Consider the following 24302-nt stretch of genomic DNA (forward strand, 5'->3'; position numbering starts at 1 on the left):
CTCTTAAACCTCCTTTCATTAATCCTTTATCTTAGGATCAAGCGCATCACGCAGACCGTCACCTAATAAATTAAAGGCTAGTACCGTTAAGAAAATGGCAATACCAGGATATAAGGTAATATGCGGGGCCATCGTTAAATAATCACGACCTCCACTAAGCATCGCACCCCATTCAGGTGATGGCGGTTGTGCACCAAGTCCTAAGAAACTTAAAGACGCAGCTGTCAAAATCGCGCTTCCGATCTTCATCGAAAAGTTAACCACAATGCTGGTAACCGTTCCGGGAAAAATATGCTTCCAAATAATACGGCGTGGTTTTGCACCTATTGATCGAGTAGCTTCAACATATAAGGTTGATTTAATCGCTAAAGTACTGGATCGTACAATCCTCGCAAAAGTAGGGATACCAAATATCGCTACAGCTATTACGACGTTTTCAAGTCCCGGCCCTAGTATAGCGATAATCCCAATCGCTAACAGAATCCCCGGAAAGGCGAATAATAAATCGCAAAATCTCATAATGATTCCGTCAATCCATTTCCCATAATACCCACTGATCAACCCCAATACCGTTCCAATGATAGCCCCTAAAAATACTGAGAATAATCCTACAAATAATGAGATTCTTGTCCCTGCAATAATTCTGCTGAAAATATCACGACCATAAGGGTCCGTTCCAAGCCAGTGTTTAAAAGATGATCCTTCAAGTACATGATTGTAGTCAGGTTCCGCAATTTTATACGGAACTATATATGGACCAATAATCGCTAACACAATCAATATTCCGATAAAAATAGCCGAAATAAAAGCTAATCGTTGTTTCCTAAACTTCCTTAAGAACTCCGAAAATGGCGATGACTTTGATTTTGCCAAAGACGGATTCACCACTTGTTGATTTATGCTCGTATTTCCTTGTAGTTCAGGCATCTTTTCACCAAGCCTCCTTTACTAATAACGTATTTGCGGATTCAAAAAGCCATAAAGTATATCCACTACTAAATTGATTAAAATAAATTCCAGTGAAAATAATAGCATTTCAGCTTGAATAACCGGGTAATCTCGAAAACTCACAGAATCAATTAATAGTCTACCTAGACCCGGCCAGCTGAATACAGTCTCAATAACGACCGATCCACCTAGTAAAAAACCGAACTGCAATCCCGTCATCGTCACTACAGGAATTAACGCATTTTTCAATGCATGACTTATTATCACTTTTCCTTCCGTTAGACCTTTTGCACGACCGGTTCGGATATAGTCTTCCTTCAAAACATCCATAATCGATGAACGAGAGAATCTTGCGATGACCGCTGCAACACTTGTCCCCAATGTTAAAGAAGGAAGAATGTAACTTTCCCAAGATTTAAGACCTCCTGTTGGTAACCAGCCCAATTTTACCGAAAAAAACTGAATAAGAATTAATCCTAACCAAAAGGAAGGAAGTGATATGCCCGAGACGGCACCGAACATTCCTACATAATCCGGCCATTTATTTCTCTTTTTCGCTGAAATGATACCGATAATAATTCCAATAATAACAGCCCATACCATACTCCATAATGTTAACCAAAATGTAGGCATAAATCGGATTCCGATTTCATGTAACACGGGCTGTTTTGTTTTTAAGGACGACCCAAGATCTCCGTGGAAAATATTGGTGATAAAATTGATATACTGTTCTAACCATGACTTGTCTAATCCTAAATCTTTTCTGATAAGTTCAATATCTGATAAACTTGCATCAGGACCAGCTACCAACCTGGCAGGATCACCTGGTATTAAATGAACGAATAGAAAAATAAAGATCGATACCAAAAATAGGATTGGTATAACAGTTAATAAACGTTTAATAAGATAGCGAACCATCATAACACCTACCTTCTCGTAAAAATGAGGGGAACCTCACTTTGACATCCGCTTAGAGGCCCCCCGAATAATTATTGTTTTATTTCTATATCATTGACACTTAATGATCCATCAGGTAATAGGTAAATTCCATCTAAGTAATTTTTCTTACCTGCTAGATTTTGCGGTACTGCTAGGGTTACCCATGGTGCATCATCCCAAATAAGCTTTTGCGCCTGTTTATACGCATCTTCGCGTACCTTAGAATCCGATGTTTGTAACGCAGCTTTCAAAGCTTCATTGACTTTGTCATTATTGTAATAAGCGGTATTGTAATTAAGTGGTGGAAATGCATCTTTTCCTCCAAATAATGGACGAATGCCCCAATCAGCATCACCAGTTGATGGTGACCATCCACCAAAATAAAGTTCAACTTCTGCATCCTCAGGTTTTTGAGGGCTATTAAGTTTTTCAGACAACGTTCCTGCCTCCATTGGTACTACATCCACTTTTACGTTAATTTGTGCCAGTTGTTGTTGGATGAACTCAGCGGCCTTAATCGAAGTGGAACTATTACCTAACCAAATTTTGGCGGTAAATCCTTTTTCAACTCCAGCATCTTTCATTAATTCTTTTGCTTTTTCTAAATTAAATGTATAAGGTTCTTGCTTTGAATAAAAACCTACCTTTGGAGCGATTATTGATGATGCAGGTTCCCCGTATCCATTCCAGACCACTTTAATAAATGCATCTTTATTAATCGCATAATTCATTGCCTGACGAATGCGAACGTCATCATATGGCTTTTTCATTGTGTTCATCGATAGATAATAAACAATAATGGATGGATCATTTTCAACAACAATCCCATTTTTTCCATCAATTGATTTGACTTGTTCAGTCGGAATAGGATAAGCAAAGTCTGCTTCACCTGTTTGTAACATCGCTATACGTGAACCATTTTCCGGTACAGGTTTAAACGTGATAGAATCTACTTTTGGATACCCTTTTTTCCAATAAGCTTCGTTCTTTACAAGTTTCAAGTGATCACTTTGATCCCATTCATCAAATTTAAACGGGCCTGTCCCAACTGGATGCCGCGCAATATCCTTTCCATATTTCTTTAGTGCAGCAGGCGAAATCATAGCAGATGATGGATGAGCAAAGTTATTTAACATCGCCCCGAAAGGTTTCTTTAATGTCACTTTTACTGTATATTCATCCACCACATTTGTTGTTTTTACTAACTCAAACAGACTGTAACGTTTAAGATGATTATCAGGATTTGATAAACGATCGATGTTCACCTTCACAGCTTCTGCATTAAAAGGGGTTCCATCTTGGAATTTAACATCTTTTCGAAGATTGAAGGTCAATTCTGTCGCATTTTTATTTATTGAATACTTCTCTGCTAAAACCGGGACAATATTCATTTCTTTGTCGAATCCTACTAAACCTTCCATCATCATTCTTTCGGCAGAAAGACCTAATGTATCATTTGAATCATGTGGATCCAAACTTACAAAGTTTGATGCAACGGCAACCGTAATATCCTTTCCTTCCTTTTTAACGATTTTACCCGCTCCTTTATCCCCGGATGATGAACTAGAAGAATTCGAACATCCAAAAAGCATAAGTGATAAACAAATAATTGCAGTAATGATTCCAAACCCTTTTTTCCTCATATCTTTTTCCTCCATTTATTTAAAGTTCCTTTCCATCTTTCAATGTAAAGGTTGGAACGAGTTCCCCTACCACCTTTTTCCTTGCATTAAGCACAGTTGGCTTATGATGATTCACTAATTTTGATAATTCCTCATCTGTTAGCAAATTTAACTGTCTCAATACTTCTACTGCTACAGGTTCTGTAGCTCTCCCAAAACCATCTTCTATTTTGATAGCAATACCTAGGCCAGTTTGAATATCTCCAATGCAGTAAACTGCTTCTGCACCTGCCTTACCAAACATCTTTCCTTGTACAGCCCTCATGAAATTCGTACAAAAACGATCCGTACCTCCAACCATTTCAGGAGCAGACATCATGGCAGATGTAATTCGCTTCACTGCAGATCCCCGTTGTTCATCTAACCTTTCAGGTCTTGTCATCCTTGCATATGCATATGCAATGCGTTCAAGCGGTAAAGCATGGACAGGAACCCCACAGCCATCTACACCAAGCTCGATATCCTTAACCGGATAATCTGCCATTTCACTAATGGAATGCAGAATTCGCTGCTGTACTGGATGACTTAGCTCAAAGTACGATTCGACAGGTTCATTCATATATTTTGCAGTAGCAATCATGCCGCTGTGCTTACCCGAACAATTATTATAAAGTGGCGTAACCTCTTTTCCTTCAAGAATAAGTTCCTTAAATACATCTTCCCGGCGTAATGGATGGGTTCCACATTTAAGTGAATGGTCATCCAATCCGGCTCTTTTTAATATGGATAGAACGCGTTCTGTATGTTGCTTTTCTGCATTGTGTGATGCACAGCAGAGAGATAAATCAGCATCATCAAATTCAAAATGGTCAGCGGTACCAGTTTCAACAACAGGGATAGCCTGTAGTGGTTTCATCGAGGAACGTGCAAATACCTTCCGATAAGGATCCCCCTCATATTTATGAAGCCTCCCTTTATAATCGACTACCGCAATATGTCCTTTATGAATGCTTTCAACCAAATCCCCACGAAATACCTGTACCAATTCTGTTGCTTCCATTTTCTCCACCTTCCGAATGTTCTGTCTATTTTTAATAATCCTACAACATATTCCAACCTATTTCAACCTAAATTGACAAAAAATTTAATAGATTATTATTTTTTTGATTAAGAAGGGGAATATTCCGTATCCTAATACACCCTTTTTATTCCAAAGTTGCTTAATTCCCCATCCTTTTTACATCATAATTGGTGTTTTTACATTGAAACATTTTCCATGAATTTTTCAAAGATTTTCAATGCAACTTTCCCCGCTTTTCCGTTACCAATCTTTTTTCCGTCAAGATTCGAAATAGATAGTACTTCCGAAGTGGTGCTAGTTATAAAAACTTCATCGGCTTCGAGCATTTCTTCGGGAGTAAAATATCTTTCAACGAAATCAATACCTAAAGAATGGGAAATCTCATTTACAGCCATTCGTGTAATTCCGGGTAAAATCTGTTTGGAAAGCGGTGTTGTATAAATTACGTTATCATTAACGATATAAACATTGGAACTAGTGCCCTCAGAAACATTCCCATCCCTTACCATAATCGCTTCGAAGCAGCCAACATCATGAGCAGCTTGCTTTGCGAGGATATTAGGCAAAAGATTTAACGATTTTATATAACAATTTTTCCACCTTTCATCTTCGTGTAAAATAGCCTTGACACCATCTTCCCTTACATTATTCCCGATTACTCGCATAGGTTTCACCGTCATCGTTGTGGATACAGGTGCATCCGGAAATAAGTGCTTTCTTGCAGCAATTCCTCTTGTTATTTGCAGATAAATGTCACAATCCTTTAATTTCGATTTATGAATCGCTTCTAAAACAGGGGACTTATAGCCATTTTCATCTCGGTCGATTGGCAATCTTATTGCTTTAGCACTATTAATAAGCCGTTGGATATGCTGATCTAACATAAAAGGCTTTCCATTATACGCTCTTATAACCTCATAAACACCATCACCAAATTGGTGTCCCCTTTCATCAATGGGAATTACCGCTTCATCTAATTGAACATATCTGCCATTTGCGTATCCGATGCTCATTCTCCTATTCCTCCTTCTAGATTAAATGGACCACTTGAAATAATGATGATAGAATCAGTCATGAAGTATTCCAACAATTTTTTATATTTTTAATTGAAATATATTTTAATTAAATGGCAAATTATTTTGTAAATCCAATAAATATTTACGATAATTGCTATAAAATAATTTTATAGGGGGGGAGTATAAGGATGAATATCGAACAAATTGAGGCATTCCTTTTTGTTGCAGTAACATCAAGTTTTAGCAAGGCGGGAGAATCTTTATATACAACCCAGCCAACTGTAAGTACACGGATTAAATCACTAGAATCTGCATTAAACTGCAAATTATTTAATAGAGCGGGAAACAATGTAACCTTGACTAAAGAAGGAGAGGCCTTTCTTCCTTATGCTAAAAATGTATTTCAAAATCTTCAAGCTGGAAAACAAGCCGTTGAACGAACAAAATCCGAATTAAAGGGAGAAATTGAGATTTCAGCGGTTTTTATTGCAGCTTTCAATTTCTTGCCATTTGTCATTAAAGAATTTCACGATAAATTCCCAAAAACCAAGATAAACCTCCTTACTGGGCATTCACCTCAAGTTTTAGATATGGTATTAAAACATCAAGTAAAATTTGGTATTACCAGATCGGTTACACATCCAAAAATAGATACCGTACATTTATTTAATGATGAAATGATTTTAGCCGTCTATCCTGAACACCCATTCCAATGTAAAAATGACATTTCAATGGAAGAAATAGCAGTAGAGAAATTTATCCTTTATAATCAACAATCCATTGATTGGACTCTTATTCATAATGCTTTTGACCGTTTGCACCTTCCGCAGAATGTCATTATGGAAGTGGATAATATTGAGGTAGTAAAAAGAATGGTCGAACAAAAAATGGGTATAGCTATATTGCCAAGGTCCGCCATTCAAAAGGAGCTAAAAAAAGGAACTCTATTAGAAAAGAAGGTATCTGACCTGCCCTACATTAAGCGGGATTATGATTTAATCCACTTAAAAGATACCCCTTTTGATGATGTCACTGAAATATTCGTTGATTTCCTTTTAAAGTATTTTTCACAGTGGAGGATTTGATAAATAGGGACGAAAACAAAGGGACGGTTCTTCTTTAACTATTAATCTAGGACGCTCGTTCCTCCGCTACAGCATTTAGGGATATCTCGGTCTGCGTTATACTATAAACTAAACTGAAGAAATTCAGTATAAATTGAAGAAGAATTCTTTCTCATAAAAATAGACTCGCAAAGAAAAGTACTATGACTTAATCTACTAAAGCATATCAAAATCCTTGACTTACAATTACATTCTTTATAAGTTAAAATAAAATAGAGGTGATTTCGAATGGGAAAAGAATTAGTAGATCTTGATACAGTATTGGTCACGGGATATGCTAAGGCCCCTCAAGGGACAGCAATGTTTGAACAATATAAACACTCCGGAATTGTTTTGGAAATTAATATGAATTCTAATGTTATTATAGATGCTGAATTTACTTTAATTACGGATTTGGCACAAAACTTCTTTCGGAGGTTACTAGTAGGCTATGATTTGTCTAATGGCATCGATGACTTAATCAAACGTATAGAAGCACATTATTTTGCACCATCTACCCACTCTGTTGTCGTTGCATTAAAAACAGCCTACCAGAGGTACGTTGAACAAATGGATCGTCATTCCAAAAAAATCCAATAGCAAAAATATATTGACAGGTCATTCGTTATCTTGATAAAATTCTAAATATATTAATAAAAATTGTGTTAATAAAGTATTTTCGTACGAAAAGCCATTTTCTTAACCTATGAAAGCGACCCTTTCATATCCACTTAAGGAAACATAGCTTTTCCATTAGAAAATAAGGTATTATTACCTTTATTCTCTATGGGAAAAGCTATTTTTTATGCCTTTTTTTGTACTAGGGGGGGAATAATTTGCCAACTGGAATAAAGAATGTAACCGTTGTTGGTGCCGGAACAATGGGTAGTGGTATTGCTCAATTATTTTTACAAAATAATATAAGCGTTCACTTGATTGATCCATTTCCAGATGCTTTGGAGCGTGCCAAAGTCAAAATAGCCGATCAATTAGCCCAACTTTCACTTTATGATCTTTTTGATAAAAACATGATTAATCCAGTGATGGAACAATTAACCGTTTCAAGTGACATCTCTACTATATCTGGTGCGGATTTTATTATAGAAGCCGTTCCTGAGAAACTATCATTAAAGCATGAAGTCTTTAAACAAATAGAATCCTATTGTAGCAGTGAAGTCATCATAGCTACAAATACATCAGGGCTCTCGATTAATGAAATTGTAAGCGTTTTAGCTTACCCACAAAGAGCTGTAGGAACTCACTTCTTTATGCCTGCTGATATTATTCCGTTAGTAGAGGTGGTTAAGAGTGAATGTACCTCACAGGATACAATTGATGAAGTAATGTCTGTTCTAAAATCTGTTGGTAAAAAGCCGGTATTAGTGAAAAAAGAAATACCTGGATTTATCGCAAATCGCATTCAACATGCTCTAGCTCGAGAAGCGATCTCTCTTCTTGAGTCCGAAGTTGCATCAGCCGAAGATATAGATACAGTCGTTCAGTATAGCATTGGAATGAGATTATTATTTACCGGTCCACTAGAACAACGAGATTTAAATGGATTAGATATCCATCACGATATTGCTTCCTATCTATATAAAGATTTGGAAAATTGTAGTACACCATCTAAATTGTTGGCTTCTAAGGTTGAAAATGGTGAACTTGGAATCAAAGCAGGAGAAGGTTTTTATAAATGGAATGAACCTTCGGAATCCGTATTAAAAAGAAAAAACGCTCAACTGCTTGAACTCAAACGTTGGATGAATTCAAAAAGTTAATATCTTAAGGGGGTAGGGATATGTCAAAGGTGACAAAATTTTTCACAAACTTAATGCGTAAGTATTTACCGGATCCGTTTGTTTTTGCCATTGGGTTAACTTTATTAACTATTATTCTAGCAATGGTAGTTGAGGGGAAAGGATTTCTATCTACAACAAAAGCCTGGGGAAATGGATTTTGGGATTTACTTGCCTTCACCACTCAAATGGCGGTCATTTTGGCAATGGGGTACGTACTGGCAAGCGCTCCAATCGTTGATAAATTACTAACAAAAATTGTTAATAAGGTTCATAAACCAAGAACAGCCATCATTGTCGCAACATTAGTTGGTGCTATTGGTAGTTATCTTAACTGGGGATTTGGACTTGTCATTGGTGGAATAATGGCAAAGAAACTAGCGTCAAAAGTTAAGGGTGTCCATTATCCTTTAATTATTGCCGCTGCATACAGTGGTTTTACAATGTATGGTCTAGGAATTTCAGCAAGTATCCCTGTTTTAATCTCTACGCCAGGACACCCATTAGAAAAGGCAATGGGCGTTGTTGGATTATCACACACAATTTTTTCACTACCTATGATTATTACAAGTTTAGTAGTTATTATTACATTACCTCTTCTAAACGCTTGGCTTCATCCGAAAAATGCGGAAGATATCATTGAATATGACCCATCTATTGAAGCTGAAAAAGAGGTGGCAGCATCAGCTGAGAGTGTTCTTGCGAATGATACGTTCGCAAACAAATTAAATAATAGCCGTATACTAAGCCTTCTAATCGGATTAGTTGGGATCATCTATGTGATCTATCATTTTGTTTCCGGTGAGTCACTTGATTTAAATATGATCAATTTCATTATTCTATTTTTAGGTATCATTCTTTTGGGTACACCGGCTAATTATGTTGCTAAATTAAACGACGGGATTAAAACCATTGCGGGTATTATTCTTCAATATCCATTCTATGCAGGAATCATGGCGATCATGGCTGCTTCAGGTCTAGTTACAACAATCTCAAAATTGTTTGTCGATATGTCAAGTGCAGCTACACTTCCATTATGGGGACTTGTGAGTTCCTTTGTCATCAACTTCTTTGCACCATCAGCCGGTGGACACTGGGTTGTCCAAGGGCCATTTATGATAGACGCTGCAAAAGAATTAGGCGCATCTCTTGGGCAAACATCGATGTCTGTAATGCTTGGTAACGCTTGGAATGATTTGGTTCAACCTTTCTGGATCTTACCAGCCCTAGCACTATCAAAATTAAAACTTAAAGATGTTATGGGATACACCGTAGTTTCCATGTTCTGGATTGGTATTGTGTATATCGTAGCTGTTCTAGCCTGGGGATATCTAGGCTAAATATATAGATAGATTCGGAGGTTATTCTAATGAAAATTATTGATTTATCTGTTTTGTTATATGACGGATTAGTTTCCTTTCCATCCCATCCAAAAATGGTGGTAATGGATTACGAAACAAAAGCAAAATCTAAAGCAAGGTATGTCGCACCATGTGAAGGATTCAATAGTAAGGTATTTATGATGTCCGACCATGGTGGAACACATATGGACGCACCTTATCACTTTTTTGATGACGGTTTAACTATTGAAGATATTCCACTAGATGCCACAATGGGAGAGGCTGTATTAATTGACCTATCCGATAAGGACCCAAGCCAACCTGTAACACGTGAAATGGTTGAAGCAAGGGTTACGGAGAATGAGTTAGAAATTAAAGAAGGAGACATCGTTTTCTTCCGTTGCTGGGCAGGAGAATGGCAAGGAGATGGATATTTTGATTGTAAGGCTTTAGATGGCACTGTGGGAGACTGGGTTGTTGAAAATAAAATAAAAGCAATCGGTTTAGATCTCCCAAACGCAGACATTAACGAAAATATGCGTAGAGATGTCCATTTAAAATTACTAGGTAGAAACATATTAATTATGGAAAACATCGTTCACTTAGATAAGCTATCTAAAAATAGATTCTATTTTATTGGAACACCACTGAACTTAAAAGGTATGACAGGTTCCCCAATTCGTGCAGTTGCAATTGAGGAATGGTAAGATAACCAACATAATAATATGTAAATAGGAAGCCAAAATCTTAATTGTGGGAATCAAAAGTTTCCATTTAAGTTAAGATTGCCTAGTCTTTCTAGAGAAGAACATTCTTTTCTGGAGTAGACTGGGCTTTTTTATCTTTTAAATAACAGAAAGGGGAAAATTGGATAATGACTAAAATAACTGACGCCGTGACGGCTATTCAACAAGTAAAATCAGGTCAAACATTAATGGTTGGAGGATTTGGATTAGTTGGTGCTCCTCTAACATTAATTGATGAACTTACACGCCATGATGCAGATGGGTTAACCATTATGAGCAATAATTTGGGGGAACCGGGAAAAGGACTTGGCATTCTTCTTAGACAGGGAAAGATCAGAAGAGCGATTGGCTCCTATTTTACAAGTAACAGAGAAGTGGGAGATGCTTACAATGAAGGGCTAATTGATTTACAATTACTTCCCCAAGGGACCTTTTCCGAGTCCATCCGTGCAGGTGGTGCAGGTATTGGAGGCTATTATACTCGAACAGGAGTAGACACTGAATTAGGAAAAGATAAAGAGGTTCGCGAAATTAACGGTGAGCGATATTTGTTTGAACCTGCCTTGACAGCCGACATTGCATTAATTAAGGCTTATAAATCTGATAAACTTGGTAACCTAACTTACTATAAAACCGGACGCAACTTCAATCCTATGATGGCAACTGCAGCCAAATATGTCATTGCTGAAGTGGATGAAATTGTTGAAAACGGTGATCTTTCTACTGAAGAGATTGTCACACCCCATCTTTTTGTTGATGCGATTGTTCTAAGTGAAAAGATTTTAACTAAGGAAGGGGTTGTTTCAAGATGAGTAAAACACAATTAACATCAAAAGAACTAATTGCAAAGCGTGCAGCTGCTGAATTAAAGGAAAATTCCGTTGTTAATCTCGGAATAGGGATTCCAACATTAGTTTCAAAATACATTAAATCAGAATCCATTTACTTTCATACTGAAAACGGTCTACTAGGTGTTAAGGAATTACCTGATGAAAGTGAATATGATCCGTTGAGAGTAAATGCCGGTAAATTGCCTGTCGGAGAACATATTGGTGCATCTTATTTTGACAGTGCTACTTCATTTGCTATGATACGTGGATCTCATGTTGATGTCGCTATTTTAGGAGCATTGCAAGTAGACGAGGATGGTCTTATCGCCAATTGGGCAATACCAGGAAAAAATATTATGGGTGTTGGCGGAGCGATGGATTTACTTGTCGGAGCAAGAAAAGTCATTGTCACTACTAATCACACGAATAAACATGGAGAATCCAAATTGGTTAAAAAATGTACCTATCCAATCACTTCAAATCGCAAAGTCAACATGATTATTACAGAGCTTGCCGTATTTGAGCGAAAAAATGACGTATGGCAATTAATTGAGTTAATGCCTGACACTACTCTTGAAACAGTAAAACAACACACGGAATTTGATTTTGAAATAATAAAGGAGTTGCAAGTACGATGAGTCGTAAAGTATATATTGTCAGTGCACAAAGAACGGCAGTTGGAAAAATGGGAGGAACTTTAAAGGACATGACTCCCGACGATTTATTATTACCTCTTTATCATGACCTGATTAAGAAAAATCTTGTGCCTGTGGAGAAAATCGATGAGGTTATTATCGGTCAAGCAAAACAAAGCCAGGATCAATCCAATATTGCAAGATACTCGCTTCTAAAGGCAAAACTCCCTGAATCATTACCGGGATATACGGTTCATCGCCAATGTGGATCAGGGATGCAAGCCATACAAAATGCGTTTATGTCGATTGCAAGTGGATTTAATGATGTTGTCATTGCTGGCGGTGTAGAAAGTATGAGTACGGCACCCTATTACTTAAGAAACGCTAGATATGGATATGGAGCAGGAAACGCTGAATTACTTGATCCTAATAAGGAAAGCCAACCGGGTTCACAGCCTGAGGATCCGTACGGAAGATTAACGATGGGATATACAGCTGAAAATTTGGCTGAAGATTATTCTATAAGTAGAGAAGAACAAGATAAATTCGCATTGAATAGCCAATTAAAAGCGGCAAATGCTATTGAATCCGGGGAATTTAAGGATGAAATTATTCCTATAGAGGTCCCACAAAGAAAGAAACCTTCCATTATATTCGAAGTGGATGAACATCCTCGAAAAACCAGTCTTGAAAAACTAGCAAATTTGAAGACTGTTTTCAAAGAAAATGGGACGGTAACCGCGGGAAATGCATCTGGTTTAAACGATGGTGCTTCTATGCTTTTGGTAGTTTCAGAGGATATCGTTAATCAATATCATTTAACTCCTTTGGCTGAGATTATAAGTCTAGGGGTAGCAGGAGTAGCCCCAGATAGAATGGGGATTGGACCAGTTGAGGCTTCAAAAAAGGCGCTAAAATCTGCTAATCTTCAACTAAGTGATATAGATTTAATAGAATTAAATGAAGCATTTGCGGCACAGTCATTGGCAGTCATTAAAGAGCTTGAACTTCCTATTGATAAAGTAAATGTAAATGGAGGAGCTATTGCACTAGGCCATCCCATTGGAAACAGCGGTGCCCGCATCTGTGTAACATTAATACATGCGATGATAAAAAGACGTGCTGAATACGGTTTGGCAACGTTATGTACTGCAGGAGGCCAAGGTATTGCGACAATCCTCAAAAAATGTCCACAATAAATAAAAGGAGTGCTCACTAATGAAAGCAATTGTAAAAAATTCGGCAGAACCATATGATATTTCGATTAAAGAATTGGAACTGGGTAATGTTGGTAAAAACGAGGTTATTGTAAAAGTATCGGCTGTTGGGATTTGTGGCAGTGACCTACATATGTATGCAGGTCATGGTGGCTATGATTGGATTGACTACCCACTTGTATTTGGGCACGAAATTTCAGGAACGGTTGTAGAGGTAGGCGAGGGATCGGATTCCTCGAATAAAGGTAAAAGAGTCATTGTAAACCCCTACATTCCGTGCGGACAATGTGAATTTTGCTTAAGAGGGGAAGAAAACCGTTGTGATTTTGGGGAGTTTTTTGTTCAAAAACGTCCACCGCAATCGCTACAATATGGGTTTAGAAAAAATGGCGGTATGTCGGAATTTTTAATTGTTCCCGAAAAAAATATTGTTCTTATCGATGACAATACCTCCGATGAAGTAGCAGCTATCCTTGAAGCCATTGCAGTAGGTGTAACGGCAGTAGAAAAAATTGATAATATTGAAGAAAAATCAATAGTCGTTTTTGGACCGGGACCTATTGGTCTAGCAATCGTAAGCATTCTTTCTGGTCTTAATGCTAAGAAAATTGTGGTTGCAGGGATAACAGGTGATGAACAAAGATTAGAAAAGGCAAAAGAACTTGGAGCAGATGAAACTATTATTCTTGGAGAAGAGGGAACCAATGACCTTCTTGAATGTACTCCATTGGGTTATGATGCTGTTTTTGATAGTTCCGGCCATCATTCCGTACCTAAAACAGCAATCACCGTTCTAAAAAAGGGTGGGGAAATCGTTCTAGTCGGAATTTCAAATAACGAGTTCTCCCTTCCAATGGACCAAATTGTTCGAGGGGAAATCCAAGTTAAAGGAAGCTACGGTATCACTAATGATAGCTTTCATAAAACCGTTTCATATGCAGCAAATCCAAAGTTTCCATTCGAAAAATTAATAACAGGTGTATTTCCTTATGATAGGGCAAAAGAAGGATTTCAAAATTCGTTAGATCGTGCTCCCGGGAAAACAGTAATTACATTTAAATCATTTTAAAGAGGTGAAATATAGTGACAAATGCCATTGATTTTTTTACAAAGGTATATGGAAAAGCACCCGATTGGGTTGTTAAAATGAACACTTATAATCCCGAAGCCCTTGAAGCCTATACTGAACTTCGTCATGGGATTTTGAAGGATGGTGCACTATCCAGAAAAGAAAAAGAATGTATCCTAGTAGGGATTAATGCAGCTAGACGCTATGAAAGAAGCATGATTTATCATACACAAGGTGCTGTTGATGCTGGGGCAACCCTTGAAGAATTAGCTGAAATACTTTCTGTTTGTATTCTTTCACGTGGCTTACCTGCATGGTTAGAAGGGATTAAATCCCTCGCATTTGCAGCTAATTACATGAAGGAAAACGATTATTCTATGGATCATCAGGAAACTGAAATTCAATCAGTAAATAAAAATGAATTTAAGAATCTTAATGACTGCTTAGAATATTATCGCTCGATGTTCGGAAGCGAACCAAAATGGGTAACAGATTTAGCAGAATACCATCCAGATGCACTTCTTCATTACACAAATTTACGGAATGTAAATTTAACAGATGGTAAAGTTTCTCGTAAACTCAAAGAACTAGTGTTGGTTGGAATTAACACATCGGAACGCTACCCTGAAGGTATCAGAATCCATACAGAAGGCGCAAGATCATGCGGTGCGACAGAGGCAGAATTAGCAGAATGTCACCTTACAGCTGTTTTAACTGCTGGGATACCAGCATGGTTTGAAGGGGCAGATTTACTTAAATAAATTCTTATTTTACAAAAAGCACCTGTTACCTAAAATAGCAATCAGGTGCTTTTTTTGTTTACTTTTCTTCAAATTTTTTCATTCCTTTTTTGTGAATTTATCCCTTAGATGTCTCCTAAACTATATGTAGCAGGGCTATATAGAGAGAGTTTCTTTTTCTGTAGTAAATAATCAACCACATACGGGTTATTTTTTATTGCATTCTTTAATAGTTTTTTCGCTACTTGTGTTGGTCCATTTTGCAAATATTCGATAAGCACTCGATTATATGTGCCGTTTGCAGTTATTTCTCCTTTGGTCGTGAGCTGGACGGTTACTTTTTTCTTGTCTCTTTGACGATTAAAACAACCAATGCCAATACTGAACCTGATTTCATGCAACGATAATTGCTTCTTGGACTTCATTCCTCCTCTTTGACGACCAAGATTCAATCTCTTTACGCATCTTGGGATTCATTCTTCCTCTTTGACGACCAAGTTTCCTTTTCTTTTCGCATCTTGGGATTCATTCTTCCTCTTTGACGACCAAGATTCAATTTCTTTACCCATCTTCTGCTTTATTCCTTCTCTTTGACTACCAAGATTCCTTTTCCTTATGCATCTTGGGATTCATTCCTCCTCTTTGACGACCAAGATTCCTTTTCCTTATGCATCTTGGGATTCATTCCCCCTCTTTGACGACCAAGATTCACTTTCTTTTCGCATCTTGGGATTCATTCCTCCTCTTTGACGACCAAGATTCACTCTCTTTACGCATCTTCGGCTTCATTCTTCCTCTTTAACGACCAGGATTCCTTTTCTCTACGCATCTTAAGACGCCATTTATCCACCTCCCTTCCTTAAAAAGGAAAGAAGGGCAACAACCAACCACCCTCACAATTTATTGATCGGTATTGAGTTTCCTTCCAAGAAGTTGGTAAAAAAACAGGGGGACGTGCGAGCCGTCCCCCTGTTTCCTTATTTCTTTTCACCAAACATTTTATCAATCTCTTTTGAATTCGCCATAACAGCTTCAAGCAAATTATCATCCGAAACGATTTTGAATTCTCCATCTTTGTCTTTCTTCAAATTCAAGGTTACATCACGGGTTGCCATTGTTGCATCTTTGGATTTAAGGTTTTTCATAAGTGTTGATGACATGAGTTTTTCCATTGTCTTATCGGCTTCTTCTTCGTTTTCATTGAACGCACCGGCAAAAGCCATTGGCATCACGTCATTCATCGTTTGAGTAAAGACCACTTGCATGTCTACAGAGGTAATTTTCACTTTTACCTTTGCCTTACCATCCTTATTCGATACTTCTTTAGGATTTTCAAATTTGTAATTTTTAGCGATTGCTTTCAATATTTCTTTCCCATCTAGCCCATCTTTACTTTCATTTAGTGCGGAAAGATCACTATCTGATTTTGTATCCACATAACTCATTGCCTTTTTATAGTCAGCTGATTGTATGGAAGTCAAAAAGTCTTTTACCGTATCCGCTGGTTTTGGTGAACCACACCCGGTTAACATAATTGCTGTCAATCCTGCAACGAGCATGATTGCGATTAATTTTTTGCTTAATTTCCCCAAAATGTTTCTCTCCTTATATGTCTATATAATTTTAGTACAATACTAAATTTACCACATTTTTTACTATTTCGGGAAAATTATTAGCAAAAGATAAATGCACAGTATTACCATTAAAGGAACGATACCCCTTTTTCATGCTTGCGAAAAAAAAGAGCAGTGCAAATTCCTATATTTTTTATTATGTAGAATATACTATAAGTGTATAAACATAAAATAAACCAAGGAGCTCAGAACTCCCTGGTTTGAACACTACCTATCGCAAGACGGTATGTGTTCAGGTAAATTAATTACGAGAAGAGCCGCCCTTTCGTTTTCGCCGATGCGGGCGGTTCTTATTTGTCGTTTTCTTGCGGGTATAGATTAAATACATATTTAGTAAAAATTTATAAATAGTTCCCCGCTCCTCGCTCCCGGTACATACAAACTCCCTTTATCTTCGTTGTTTTTTCGTCAATTTATTAGCAATCGCTTGCAAAATCAGCACTAAAATTACTAAAATAACAGACATTGCAGCTGCAGAATAGTACTCTCCACGTAGTATATTTTGAAAAATCGCTAGACTCATAGGTGCCCATTCTGCAGGAGCGAGTAATATCGATATACTTGTTTCTTTAATGACCGTAACAAAAACCAAAATAGAACCGGCTGCAATTCCTGGTAACATTAATGGTCCGATAACCGTTAAAGCAGCTGTTAATTGAGAGGCGCCGAGATTAATGGCCGCTTCTTCAATATCCTGTTTAATCGCTCTCATCGTCCCCATGGTTGAACGAATCATATATGGCAGACGTCGTATCGTATAACCGATAATGAGGATGAGTGCTGTTCCTGTTAACTGAAGTGGGGCCGTATTAAATGTTTGAATTAAGGCAATGCCTAGAGCAATTCCCGGAACAACTAAAGGAATCGAGGTCATGAAATCCAACTTTGCATTATTTTGTCTTACTACAAAATATGAAATGAACGTAGCAATGATCACGCTTAATAATAAAGCACCGATTGCCAGTACGATACTATTTTGAATATTGCCTAATGAACTAGTGAAAATCGTTTGGTAATGTTTCAATGTATAACCATTTGGCAACGGATCCTTACCCCAAGTAGTCGCAATGGATTGTACGAAAATAGATAACATCGCAAACACAGGAACGAACACAATCACGGCAGAATATGCGGATAATACACGTGTAAGGACTTTATTATCATTTAATTTCTGTAGTTTTGGCTTTCCGGACACCGATCCGTAATTTCTATTTTTCGTAAATAGGTTTTGCAGCCAGAAAAAGAATGCGGCAACTAGAATCATGACAACTGTTAGTATGGCTGCTCCCGCCCAGTTGAAAAATCCAGCAATTTCACGATACGCCTCGACGACTAATAGGTTTAAATCTTTTGGCGCTAAAATAATCGGACTTCCAAAATCGGAGAAACTCACCGCAAAAATAATTAAAACGGTTGATAAAATACCAGGAATAGCTAATGGAAACGTCACAGTTATAAATGTAAGCCAATTTTTTGCACCTAAATTTCTCGATGCTTCCTCAAGTGAAAGATCACTTACTTTAAATGCGGCAACCATTGGCCATAAAGCATATGGGAAAAAGAAAAAGACTTGCACCATAATAATTCCAATCATTGAATAAGGATTGATTAGTAGTCCCTCTCCACCTAGCATTTGATAAATATAAGTTACCCATCCTGATCGGCCAAACATAATAATAAAGGCATAAGCAGAAATGAATGTCGGTACGATCAATGGGATCGTACATAATGCACTGATCGTCTTTTTGAGTGGCATTTTTGTTCGAGCGATGCCATAAGCAATCGGGATACAAACGATGATGACAATAACGGAAACGAGTAAAGCTAACCATAAGCTATTAAGCAACGCATCATAGTAACCCTTATTCGTAAAAATCACTTTATAATGCTCTAGTGAAAAACCTTTCAATTTATCAATGGTAGAGCTCAATATAGTTGAATTAGTTAGCGCCCCTAGAATATTCATTGGCTGACCAGTAAAACTAACTAAAAAGACTGAGAATAACGGAAGGAGGAGAAATAGTCCAAAAAATGTATATAGCAATATTTTAACAAGAGTAAGACCACTTAGTGTCTTCCGTTTCTTCATATGAGTAACACCCTTTCAGATGACACCGCTAATTGTACTTTTGTACCTTCTTTTAAAATTTCTCTACCTGAAAAATAGGTAGTGTCAACGATTAAAGTACTTTCGTTAACCAATACTTCATATCTTACAGCTGCTCCGAGATAGGTGGATTGATTTATTTTTCCTTCAAAAATATTCACATCGGACTCACTGGACGGAGTTCCTTCTGACAGGATCGTAATATTTTCAGGACGAATAATCACATTTACCTCTTCTTTGTCCGTTTGAAATGTCGATTTTATTTGTTTTCCGTTGATTTGCACAACGGATTCATTTGCTTTAGAAGAGATCACTTTCCCAGGGAGAATATTCGATGTTCCTACAAAATCTGCAATGAAAGGCGAAGCAGGCTGGCTATATAATTCCGTTGGTGTACCAATTTGGATGACTTGTCCATCTTTCATAACAGCGACTCTATCTGCCATGCTCATTGCTTCCTCTTGATCGTGTGTAACAAAAATGGTTGTTATTTTTAAATCTTGTTGAATTCTTCTAATGGTTGTTCTCATCGTATGTCTGAGCTTTTGATCGAGATTGGATAATGGTTCATCCATTAACAGGACTTTTGGCTCCATTACCAATGCTCGCGCTAATGCCACACGTTGTTGCTGTCCTCCTGATAATTCACTCGTCAGCCTATTGGCGTATTTATCGAGTTCTACATATTCAAGAATTTGTCTAACACGATCCTCCATCTCCTTTGGGTATTTGGACAACTTTTTATTAAACATCCTAATGTAAATAGATAAGCGCTTCAATGGATGACTGGCTTTCAGTTGTTTAATATTCAAACTGTAGGCAACGTTATCAAATACATCCATATGCGGAAAAAGCGCGTAGCTTTGAAAGACCATTCCACAGCTTCTCTTATTTGGCGGAATTTGATTAACAACTTGATCACCAATCTTAATTTCTCCTGATGTTGGCTGCTCGAATCCAGCAATACAACGCATAGTTGTCGTTTTCCCACAGCCGGATGGCCCCAAAAGGGCAAAAAACTCACCCTCTTGGATATCTAAATTAATATCATGAAGTGCCTTTACACCTGAAAACTCTTTCGTAAGTTGTTCTACTTTCACTGATCCCATTATGAGCTCCCTTCCTTTATTACTGAAATTTTTCTTTCCACTCATTTCGAATACGGTCATAATTCTCATTCACCCAATCAATATCTAAATCAACTGCATGAGGCTTCACCTTTTCTAAAGTAAGTGGAGTTTTCGATTTCACATCCGGATTAAGAGGAATATGGTACCAGTTAGCTAGTATTTGCTGACCTTCCTTACTTAACAGGAAATCTATGAATTTTTTCCCACCTTTAGGATTTGGCCCTTTCTCAACTAATGAAGCCGGGTTTACGAGAATAGGAGTTTTATCCGGTACAACAAAATCTACACTTTCACCCTTCGCCTTTTGTTCATATGCCATAAAATCAAAGCCAACTCCAATATAGGCTTCACCCATTGAAACGGCTTTCGTAGGACCTGAACCAGAATCTGGAATAGAATTTGCTTGTTTAGATAATTTCTTGAAATATTCCCAACCCTCTTTCTCACCATGTTGCATCATATAGCTGAGAACCATTAATGTTGAGGTTCCGGATGCGGCAGGATTAGAGAATTGAATTTTCCCTTTCCATTTCGGATCAAGTAGATCTTCCCAAGTTTTCGGTGCTTCTTCTGGTTTCACAAGCTCTGTATTATAGGAAAAACCTAGTACGAACATTTCTACACCAACATATTTCCCGTCCTGATGCTTTAATTTAATCCCATCCTCGGTAACATCCCATTTTTCCGCACTTTCTGGTATGTAAGATGTAATAATTCCTTTGTCTGCAGCGGCTTCAAATGGAAGGCTACCCCCTCCTCCATACCATACGTCAGCTTGTGGGTTATCTTTTTCTGCCATCATTCTGTTCACTAAAACATTGGTACCTGCATATTGAACATCCACTTTCCCGCCATTTATTTCTTCATATTTCTGTGCAAGTTCCTTCGACATATCCGGGGTTTCCGGAGAATAAAGAGTGATCCGATCTCCACCTTTCCCTCCACCTCCAGAAGAGCTTTCACCTGCACATGCCGAAAGCAAGAATACGCTTACAATTAAAATAAAAGCTGAGACAAGCAATAATTTTTTCCTCATATCTATCCCCCTTAGTTTCTATTAACTCTCTTCCCAATATTTAATAAATTTATATGTAGCGAGTTTTCTAATCATGTAAATAAGTAGTAGTTTGATACTTTAGTCTCAGTGAACGATTATCCTTTACAAATAGTCTACCTATCACTAAAATAGTGAATATTCAAAATTATAAACAGGTGATCACATGTTAAAAAAACTACAATTCAAGGACACACCACCTGCTGTTATCTCTATTTCACTCGTAACAGCGATTTGCTTAATTGGGGATTCCATGCTCTATATCGCTTTACCTATTTTTTGGAGAGAAGTCGGTCTTGACTCACTTTGGCAGGTTGGAATATTATTATCAATTAACCGATTTATAAGACTACCATTTAACCCTATAATCGGTTGGGTCTATCAAAGAATCTCACTAAAGATGGGGTTAATCATAGCAGTCATTTTGGGAACGATTACGACATTTGGCTATGGAATGATCACCGGCTTTGTTGGGTGGCTTATTTTACGAGGAATGTGGGGAATTGCTTGGTCCTTCTTTCGGATCGGTGGATTGGCGGCCGTTATTGCTTCTACTACAGACAAAAATCGGGGCAAAACAATGGGGATATATAATGGACTTTATCGTTTAGGAAGCTTATTTGGTATGCTTATTGGCGGGATACTCACGCCATTTATCGGTCTTAAATATGTGGCATTGCTTTTAGGTGTCTGTACTTTATTCGCCTTTTTTTATTTATTTCACACCGTGACTACTATTCAAGATTCAAAAGGAAATATAAAAAATAGCCCTGCTCCTTCCTTACCAAACGTTCATTTTCCAAAAGGAACATTTTCCATCATTATAAGCGGCTTTTTTGTTTCATTGCTCTTTCAAGGAATCCTAACTTCTACTTTAAGTCCGTTAATAGATGACTTATTTAATGAACCTATTCGTTTTGCCGGAATTTTTTTTACCGTAACAGCATTATCAGGTCTGATTCAGGCAGTACGTTGGATATGGGAGCCATTTGTAGCCGGTTGGGTTGGTGCACTTTCTGATGGATTGAAAGGAAGGCTCCCCCTTTTTATCTATTCTTTCATTTTTTCCGCTGTTGTAATAGGGATCCTTCCTTTTTCCATGTCTATTTATATTTGGATCTTTGTTAGTCTACTAGTTATGCTAAGCGCAACCAGCTTAACGACATTATCTGATGCAGTCGCCTCAGATGTCGCGAAACAGACGAATGCTGTTTCATTTCTTACATATTATACGATTTCTCAAGATATAGGGGCTGCTATTGGACCCTTTTTCAGTTATTTTCTTATTACCATCCCTTTTGGATTTAGTTATCTTTATTTTGGGAGTGCTTTTATTTTACTTATTTTAGCTTCTTATTGGATAAGAGTCCAAAAGGTTCAGGTCAGGGATAATGATAACTGACCTGATAATGCTACCTATTTTTTAATACCTCGTTAAGAAGGTCAGGATAATTCGTAAACATCCCTGTAACGCCCCAATCTAGTAATTTCTCCATATCTTCTCTCGTATTAACGGTGTAAGGATGGATTAGCATGTTGTGTTCACGAACTTTTTCTACATATTTCTGGTCAATTTTTGTGTAGCTCGGTCCAATTCCTATTGCGTATTGCTTTATGTTATTCAGTTCTTCATCTGTGATTGTCGCTGGTTTTGAATAAGAAATAAGTTGAATAAGAGGCACTTTTCGGTTAAGCGAATGGATTTTGATTAAACTTTCAGGACTAAAGGACTGAATAAGCACTTTACTAGATGGTGCATTTTGTCCAAGTAATTTGTATTTATCTAAAATCCTTAACAATTCTTCTTCCATTCCGGGGTATACATCAGGTGATTTTGTTTCAATATAATATCTTCCGCTTCTGCCAAACTTTTGAATAATTTCTTCCAAAGTCGGTACTTTTAAGCCGACATATTCAGGTTTTGCTAGATCAGGGTATTTTTCATTAAACCATGAACCAGCATCTAATTGTTTAATTTCCGCTAGTGTATAATCTTTTACAAAGCCCGTACCATTTGTTGTCCGATCGAGCTTTTCATCATGCATTGCAATTAACTTTCCATCTTGTGTCATCTGCAAATCTATTTCAATATAGTCACCTTTCAATCTTTCTCCTAATTCATAGGATACTAGTGTATGTTCCGGAGCATATCCCGAAGCACCGCGGTGGGCTACATTGAGTATACGATTAGGATTCAAAGATGGATCTTTTCCGTTTCCCTTCCCGTATGCAACATTTAATCCAGATGTACAAATAACCATAAATACCATTAGAATGACAAAACTCGTTCCAAACTTTTTCATCGTATCTTCTCCTTTAATAAATTTTTTAGAGCAGTCCCAATGACATCAAAGTTGTGTACATCCATTGATCGTTTAATAGAATTGACATTTTTCACTTCACAGTTCTATCTCTCAACCCCCTCATCAACTAGTCCAAAGAGATGAAAAAACCCAACCGCAATTTGGGTTTCTTCTCTTTATCTCTTCCCTAGTATTTATCTAACCTTATTTTACCAAATGATAGAATACTTGAAAGTGCGCTTTGTACTATCTGGTTAATTGGGAAATTTGATGTATATGTCGCTTTAGTGTTTAGCTTTTTTTTGTGGATCATAGATTTCGGTTTGTGACGTATAGATTCTTTTTTGTGTATCATACTTTTGGGTTTGTGGCGCATACGTGGCTTTCAATTCTACCTTTTTTCTGTTTGTGGATCATAGATTTTAATTTGTGGAGCATAGATTCTCTTTTGTTCATCATCCTTTTAGATTTGTGGCGCATACGCTGCTTTCGAATCTAGCTTTTTTCTGTTTGTGGATCATAGATTTCTATTTGTGACGCATAGATTCTCTTTTGTTCATCATCCTTTTAGATTTGTGGCGCATACGCTGCTTTCGAATCTAGCTTTTTTCTGTTTGTGGATCATAGATTTCTATTTGTGACGCATAGATTCTCTTTTGTTCATCATCCTTTTGGGTTTGTGGCGCATACGCTGCTTTTGAATCTTCCTTTTTTCTGTTTGTGGATCATAGATTTTAATTTGTGGAGCATAGATTCTCTTTTGTTCATCATCCTTTTGGGTTTGTGGCGCATACGCTGCTTTAGGATCTACCTTTTTTCTGTTTGTGGAGCATAGATTTCAGTTTGTGGAGCATAGATTTTAGTTTGTGACGCATAGATTCTTTTTTGTGCATCATACTTTTGAATTTGTGACGCATACGCTGCTTTTGAATCTTCCTTTTTTCTGTTTGTGGATCATAGATTTTAATTTGTAACCCATGAGCTGTGAATTT

22 protein-coding genes are annotated in these 24302 nt (G+C 37.4%); 11 read left to right on the forward strand and 11 right to left on the reverse strand.

Annotated elements, in window-relative coordinates; translation table 11 throughout:
- Positions 1-18: 18 nt before the first annotated feature.
- The 5 genes from MKY81_RS01070 to dat form a co-directional block, all read right to left on the reverse strand.
- Positions 19-927: an ABC transporter permease subunit gene (locus MKY81_RS01070; protein ID WP_108071012.1), complete on the reverse strand. Its 909-nt coding sequence runs from the start codon at positions 925-927 to the stop codon at positions 19-21.
- Between the two features lie 21 nt (positions 928-948).
- Complete coding sequence (gene gsiC, locus MKY81_RS01075) at positions 949-1866, reverse strand: glutathione ABC transporter permease GsiC (protein WP_107982101.1); 918 nt, start codon at positions 1864-1866, stop codon at positions 949-951.
- Positions 1867-1937: 71 nt separating this feature from the next.
- Positions 1938-3530 carry a glutathione ABC transporter substrate-binding protein gene (locus MKY81_RS01080; RefSeq protein ID WP_107982092.1) on the reverse strand — a complete coding sequence of 531 codons (1593 nt, stop codon included), beginning with the start codon at positions 3528-3530 and terminating at the stop codon, positions 1938-1940.
- A 19-nt stretch (positions 3531-3549) separates the two neighbouring features.
- Entirely contained in the window at positions 3550-4569 is a 1020-nt protein-coding gene (locus MKY81_RS01085; RefSeq protein WP_325947294.1) for an asparaginase, read from the reverse strand.
- Between the two features lie 197 nt (positions 4570-4766).
- Positions 4767-5603, reverse strand: a complete 837-nt coding sequence (gene dat / locus MKY81_RS01090) for a D-amino-acid transaminase (protein WP_107982090.1) — start codon at positions 5601-5603, stop codon at positions 4767-4769.
- Between the two features lie 191 nt (positions 5604-5794).
- Here dat and MKY81_RS01095 point away from each other — a divergent pair, with 191 nt between their 5' ends.
- From MKY81_RS01095 to MKY81_RS01140, 10 genes are all read left to right on the forward strand, one after another.
- Positions 5795-6691 carry a LysR family transcriptional regulator gene (locus MKY81_RS01095; protein WP_107920627.1) on the forward strand — a complete coding sequence of 299 codons (897 nt, stop codon included), beginning with the start codon at positions 5795-5797 and terminating at the stop codon, positions 6689-6691.
- Between the two features lie 267 nt (positions 6692-6958).
- Positions 6959-7309, forward strand: coding sequence for a DUF3870 domain-containing protein (locus tag MKY81_RS01100; RefSeq protein ID WP_108071014.1), 351 nt, complete (start codon positions 6959-6961; stop codon positions 7307-7309).
- 236 nt (positions 7310-7545) lie between these two features.
- Entirely contained in the window at positions 7546-8487 is a 942-nt protein-coding gene (locus MKY81_RS01105; RefSeq protein WP_108071016.1) for a 3-hydroxyacyl-CoA dehydrogenase NAD-binding domain-containing protein, read from the forward strand.
- A gap of 20 nt (positions 8488-8507) precedes the next feature.
- Positions 8508-9845, forward strand: coding sequence for a short-chain fatty acid transporter (locus MKY81_RS01110; protein WP_108071018.1), 1338 nt, complete (start codon positions 8508-8510; stop codon positions 9843-9845).
- A 29-nt stretch (positions 9846-9874) separates the two neighbouring features.
- The gene (locus MKY81_RS01115; protein ID WP_108071020.1) at positions 9875-10552 is read left to right on the forward strand and encodes a cyclase family protein; all 678 of its coding nucleotides are present in this window, start codon (positions 9875-9877) and stop codon (positions 10550-10552) included.
- Positions 10553-10719: 167 nt separating this feature from the next.
- Positions 10720-11403, forward strand: coding sequence for a CoA transferase subunit A (locus MKY81_RS01120; RefSeq protein WP_108071022.1), 684 nt, complete (start codon positions 10720-10722; stop codon positions 11401-11403).
- The gene (locus MKY81_RS01125; RefSeq protein ID WP_108071024.1) at positions 11400-12059 is read left to right on the forward strand and encodes a 3-oxoacid CoA-transferase subunit B; all 660 of its coding nucleotides are present in this window, start codon (positions 11400-11402) and stop codon (positions 12057-12059) included. Before MKY81_RS01120 ends, MKY81_RS01125 begins: the two co-directional genes overlap by 4 nt.
- A complete protein-coding gene (locus MKY81_RS01130) occupies positions 12056-13255 on the forward strand; it encodes a thiolase family protein (RefSeq protein WP_108071026.1) in 1200 nt (399 codons plus the stop codon). The genes MKY81_RS01125 and MKY81_RS01130 overlap by 4 nt, the downstream gene beginning before the upstream one ends.
- 19 nt (positions 13256-13274) lie before the next feature.
- Complete coding sequence (locus MKY81_RS01135; protein WP_108071028.1) at positions 13275-14342, forward strand: zinc-dependent alcohol dehydrogenase; 1068 nt, start codon at positions 13275-13277, stop codon at positions 14340-14342.
- Between the two features lie 14 nt (positions 14343-14356).
- Positions 14357-15103 carry a carboxymuconolactone decarboxylase family protein gene (locus tag MKY81_RS01140; RefSeq protein ID WP_341116281.1) on the forward strand — a complete coding sequence of 249 codons (747 nt, stop codon included), beginning with the start codon at positions 14357-14359 and terminating at the stop codon, positions 15101-15103.
- A 104-nt stretch (positions 15104-15207) separates the two neighbouring features.
- Here MKY81_RS01140 and MKY81_RS01145 read toward each other — a convergent pair whose 3' ends face one another.
- The 5 genes from MKY81_RS01145 to MKY81_RS01165 all read right to left on the reverse strand — a co-directional run bounded on the left by MKY81_RS01145 (position 15208) and on the right by MKY81_RS01165 (position 20989).
- Positions 15208-15507, reverse strand: a complete 300-nt coding sequence (locus tag MKY81_RS01145) for a hypothetical protein (protein WP_108071032.1) — start codon at positions 15505-15507, stop codon at positions 15208-15210.
- A gap of 552 nt (positions 15508-16059) precedes the next feature.
- Positions 16060-16641, reverse strand: a complete 582-nt coding sequence (locus tag MKY81_RS01150; protein ID WP_108071046.1) for a DUF4878 domain-containing protein — start codon at positions 16639-16641, stop codon at positions 16060-16062.
- A gap of 463 nt (positions 16642-17104) precedes the next feature.
- Positions 17105-18805 (reverse strand): ABC transporter permease, encoded by a 1701-nt coding sequence (locus MKY81_RS01155; RefSeq protein ID WP_341116283.1) that lies wholly within the window; start codon positions 18803-18805, stop codon positions 17105-17107.
- A complete protein-coding gene (locus MKY81_RS01160) occupies positions 18802-19992 on the reverse strand; it encodes an ABC transporter ATP-binding protein (RefSeq protein WP_341116285.1) in 1191 nt (396 codons plus the stop codon). The genes MKY81_RS01155 and MKY81_RS01160 overlap by 4 nt, the downstream gene beginning before the upstream one ends.
- A complete protein-coding gene (locus MKY81_RS01165; protein WP_107920630.1) occupies positions 19952-20989 on the reverse strand; it encodes an ABC transporter substrate-binding protein in 1038 nt (345 codons plus the stop codon). The genes MKY81_RS01160 and MKY81_RS01165 overlap by 41 nt, the downstream gene beginning before the upstream one ends.
- Before the next feature lie 184 nt (positions 20990-21173).
- Here MKY81_RS01165 and MKY81_RS01170 point away from each other — a divergent pair, with 184 nt between their 5' ends.
- Positions 21174-22409, forward strand: coding sequence for an MFS transporter (locus MKY81_RS01170; RefSeq protein ID WP_341116288.1), 1236 nt, complete (start codon positions 21174-21176; stop codon positions 22407-22409).
- A gap of 10 nt (positions 22410-22419) precedes the next feature.
- Here MKY81_RS01170 and MKY81_RS01175 read toward each other — a convergent pair whose 3' ends face one another.
- On the reverse strand, positions 22420-23310 hold the full coding sequence (locus MKY81_RS01175; protein WP_341116289.1) for a glycerophosphodiester phosphodiesterase: 891 nt from the start codon (positions 23308-23310) through the stop codon (positions 22420-22422).
- Positions 23311-24302: the final 992 nt, after the last annotated feature.

Origin of the sequence: Heyndrickxia sp. FSL W8-0423, from assembly GCF_038009395.1 — a bacterium.
Classification (GTDB): domain Bacteria; phylum Bacillota; class Bacilli; order Bacillales; family Bacillaceae_C; genus Heyndrickxia; species Heyndrickxia sporothermodurans.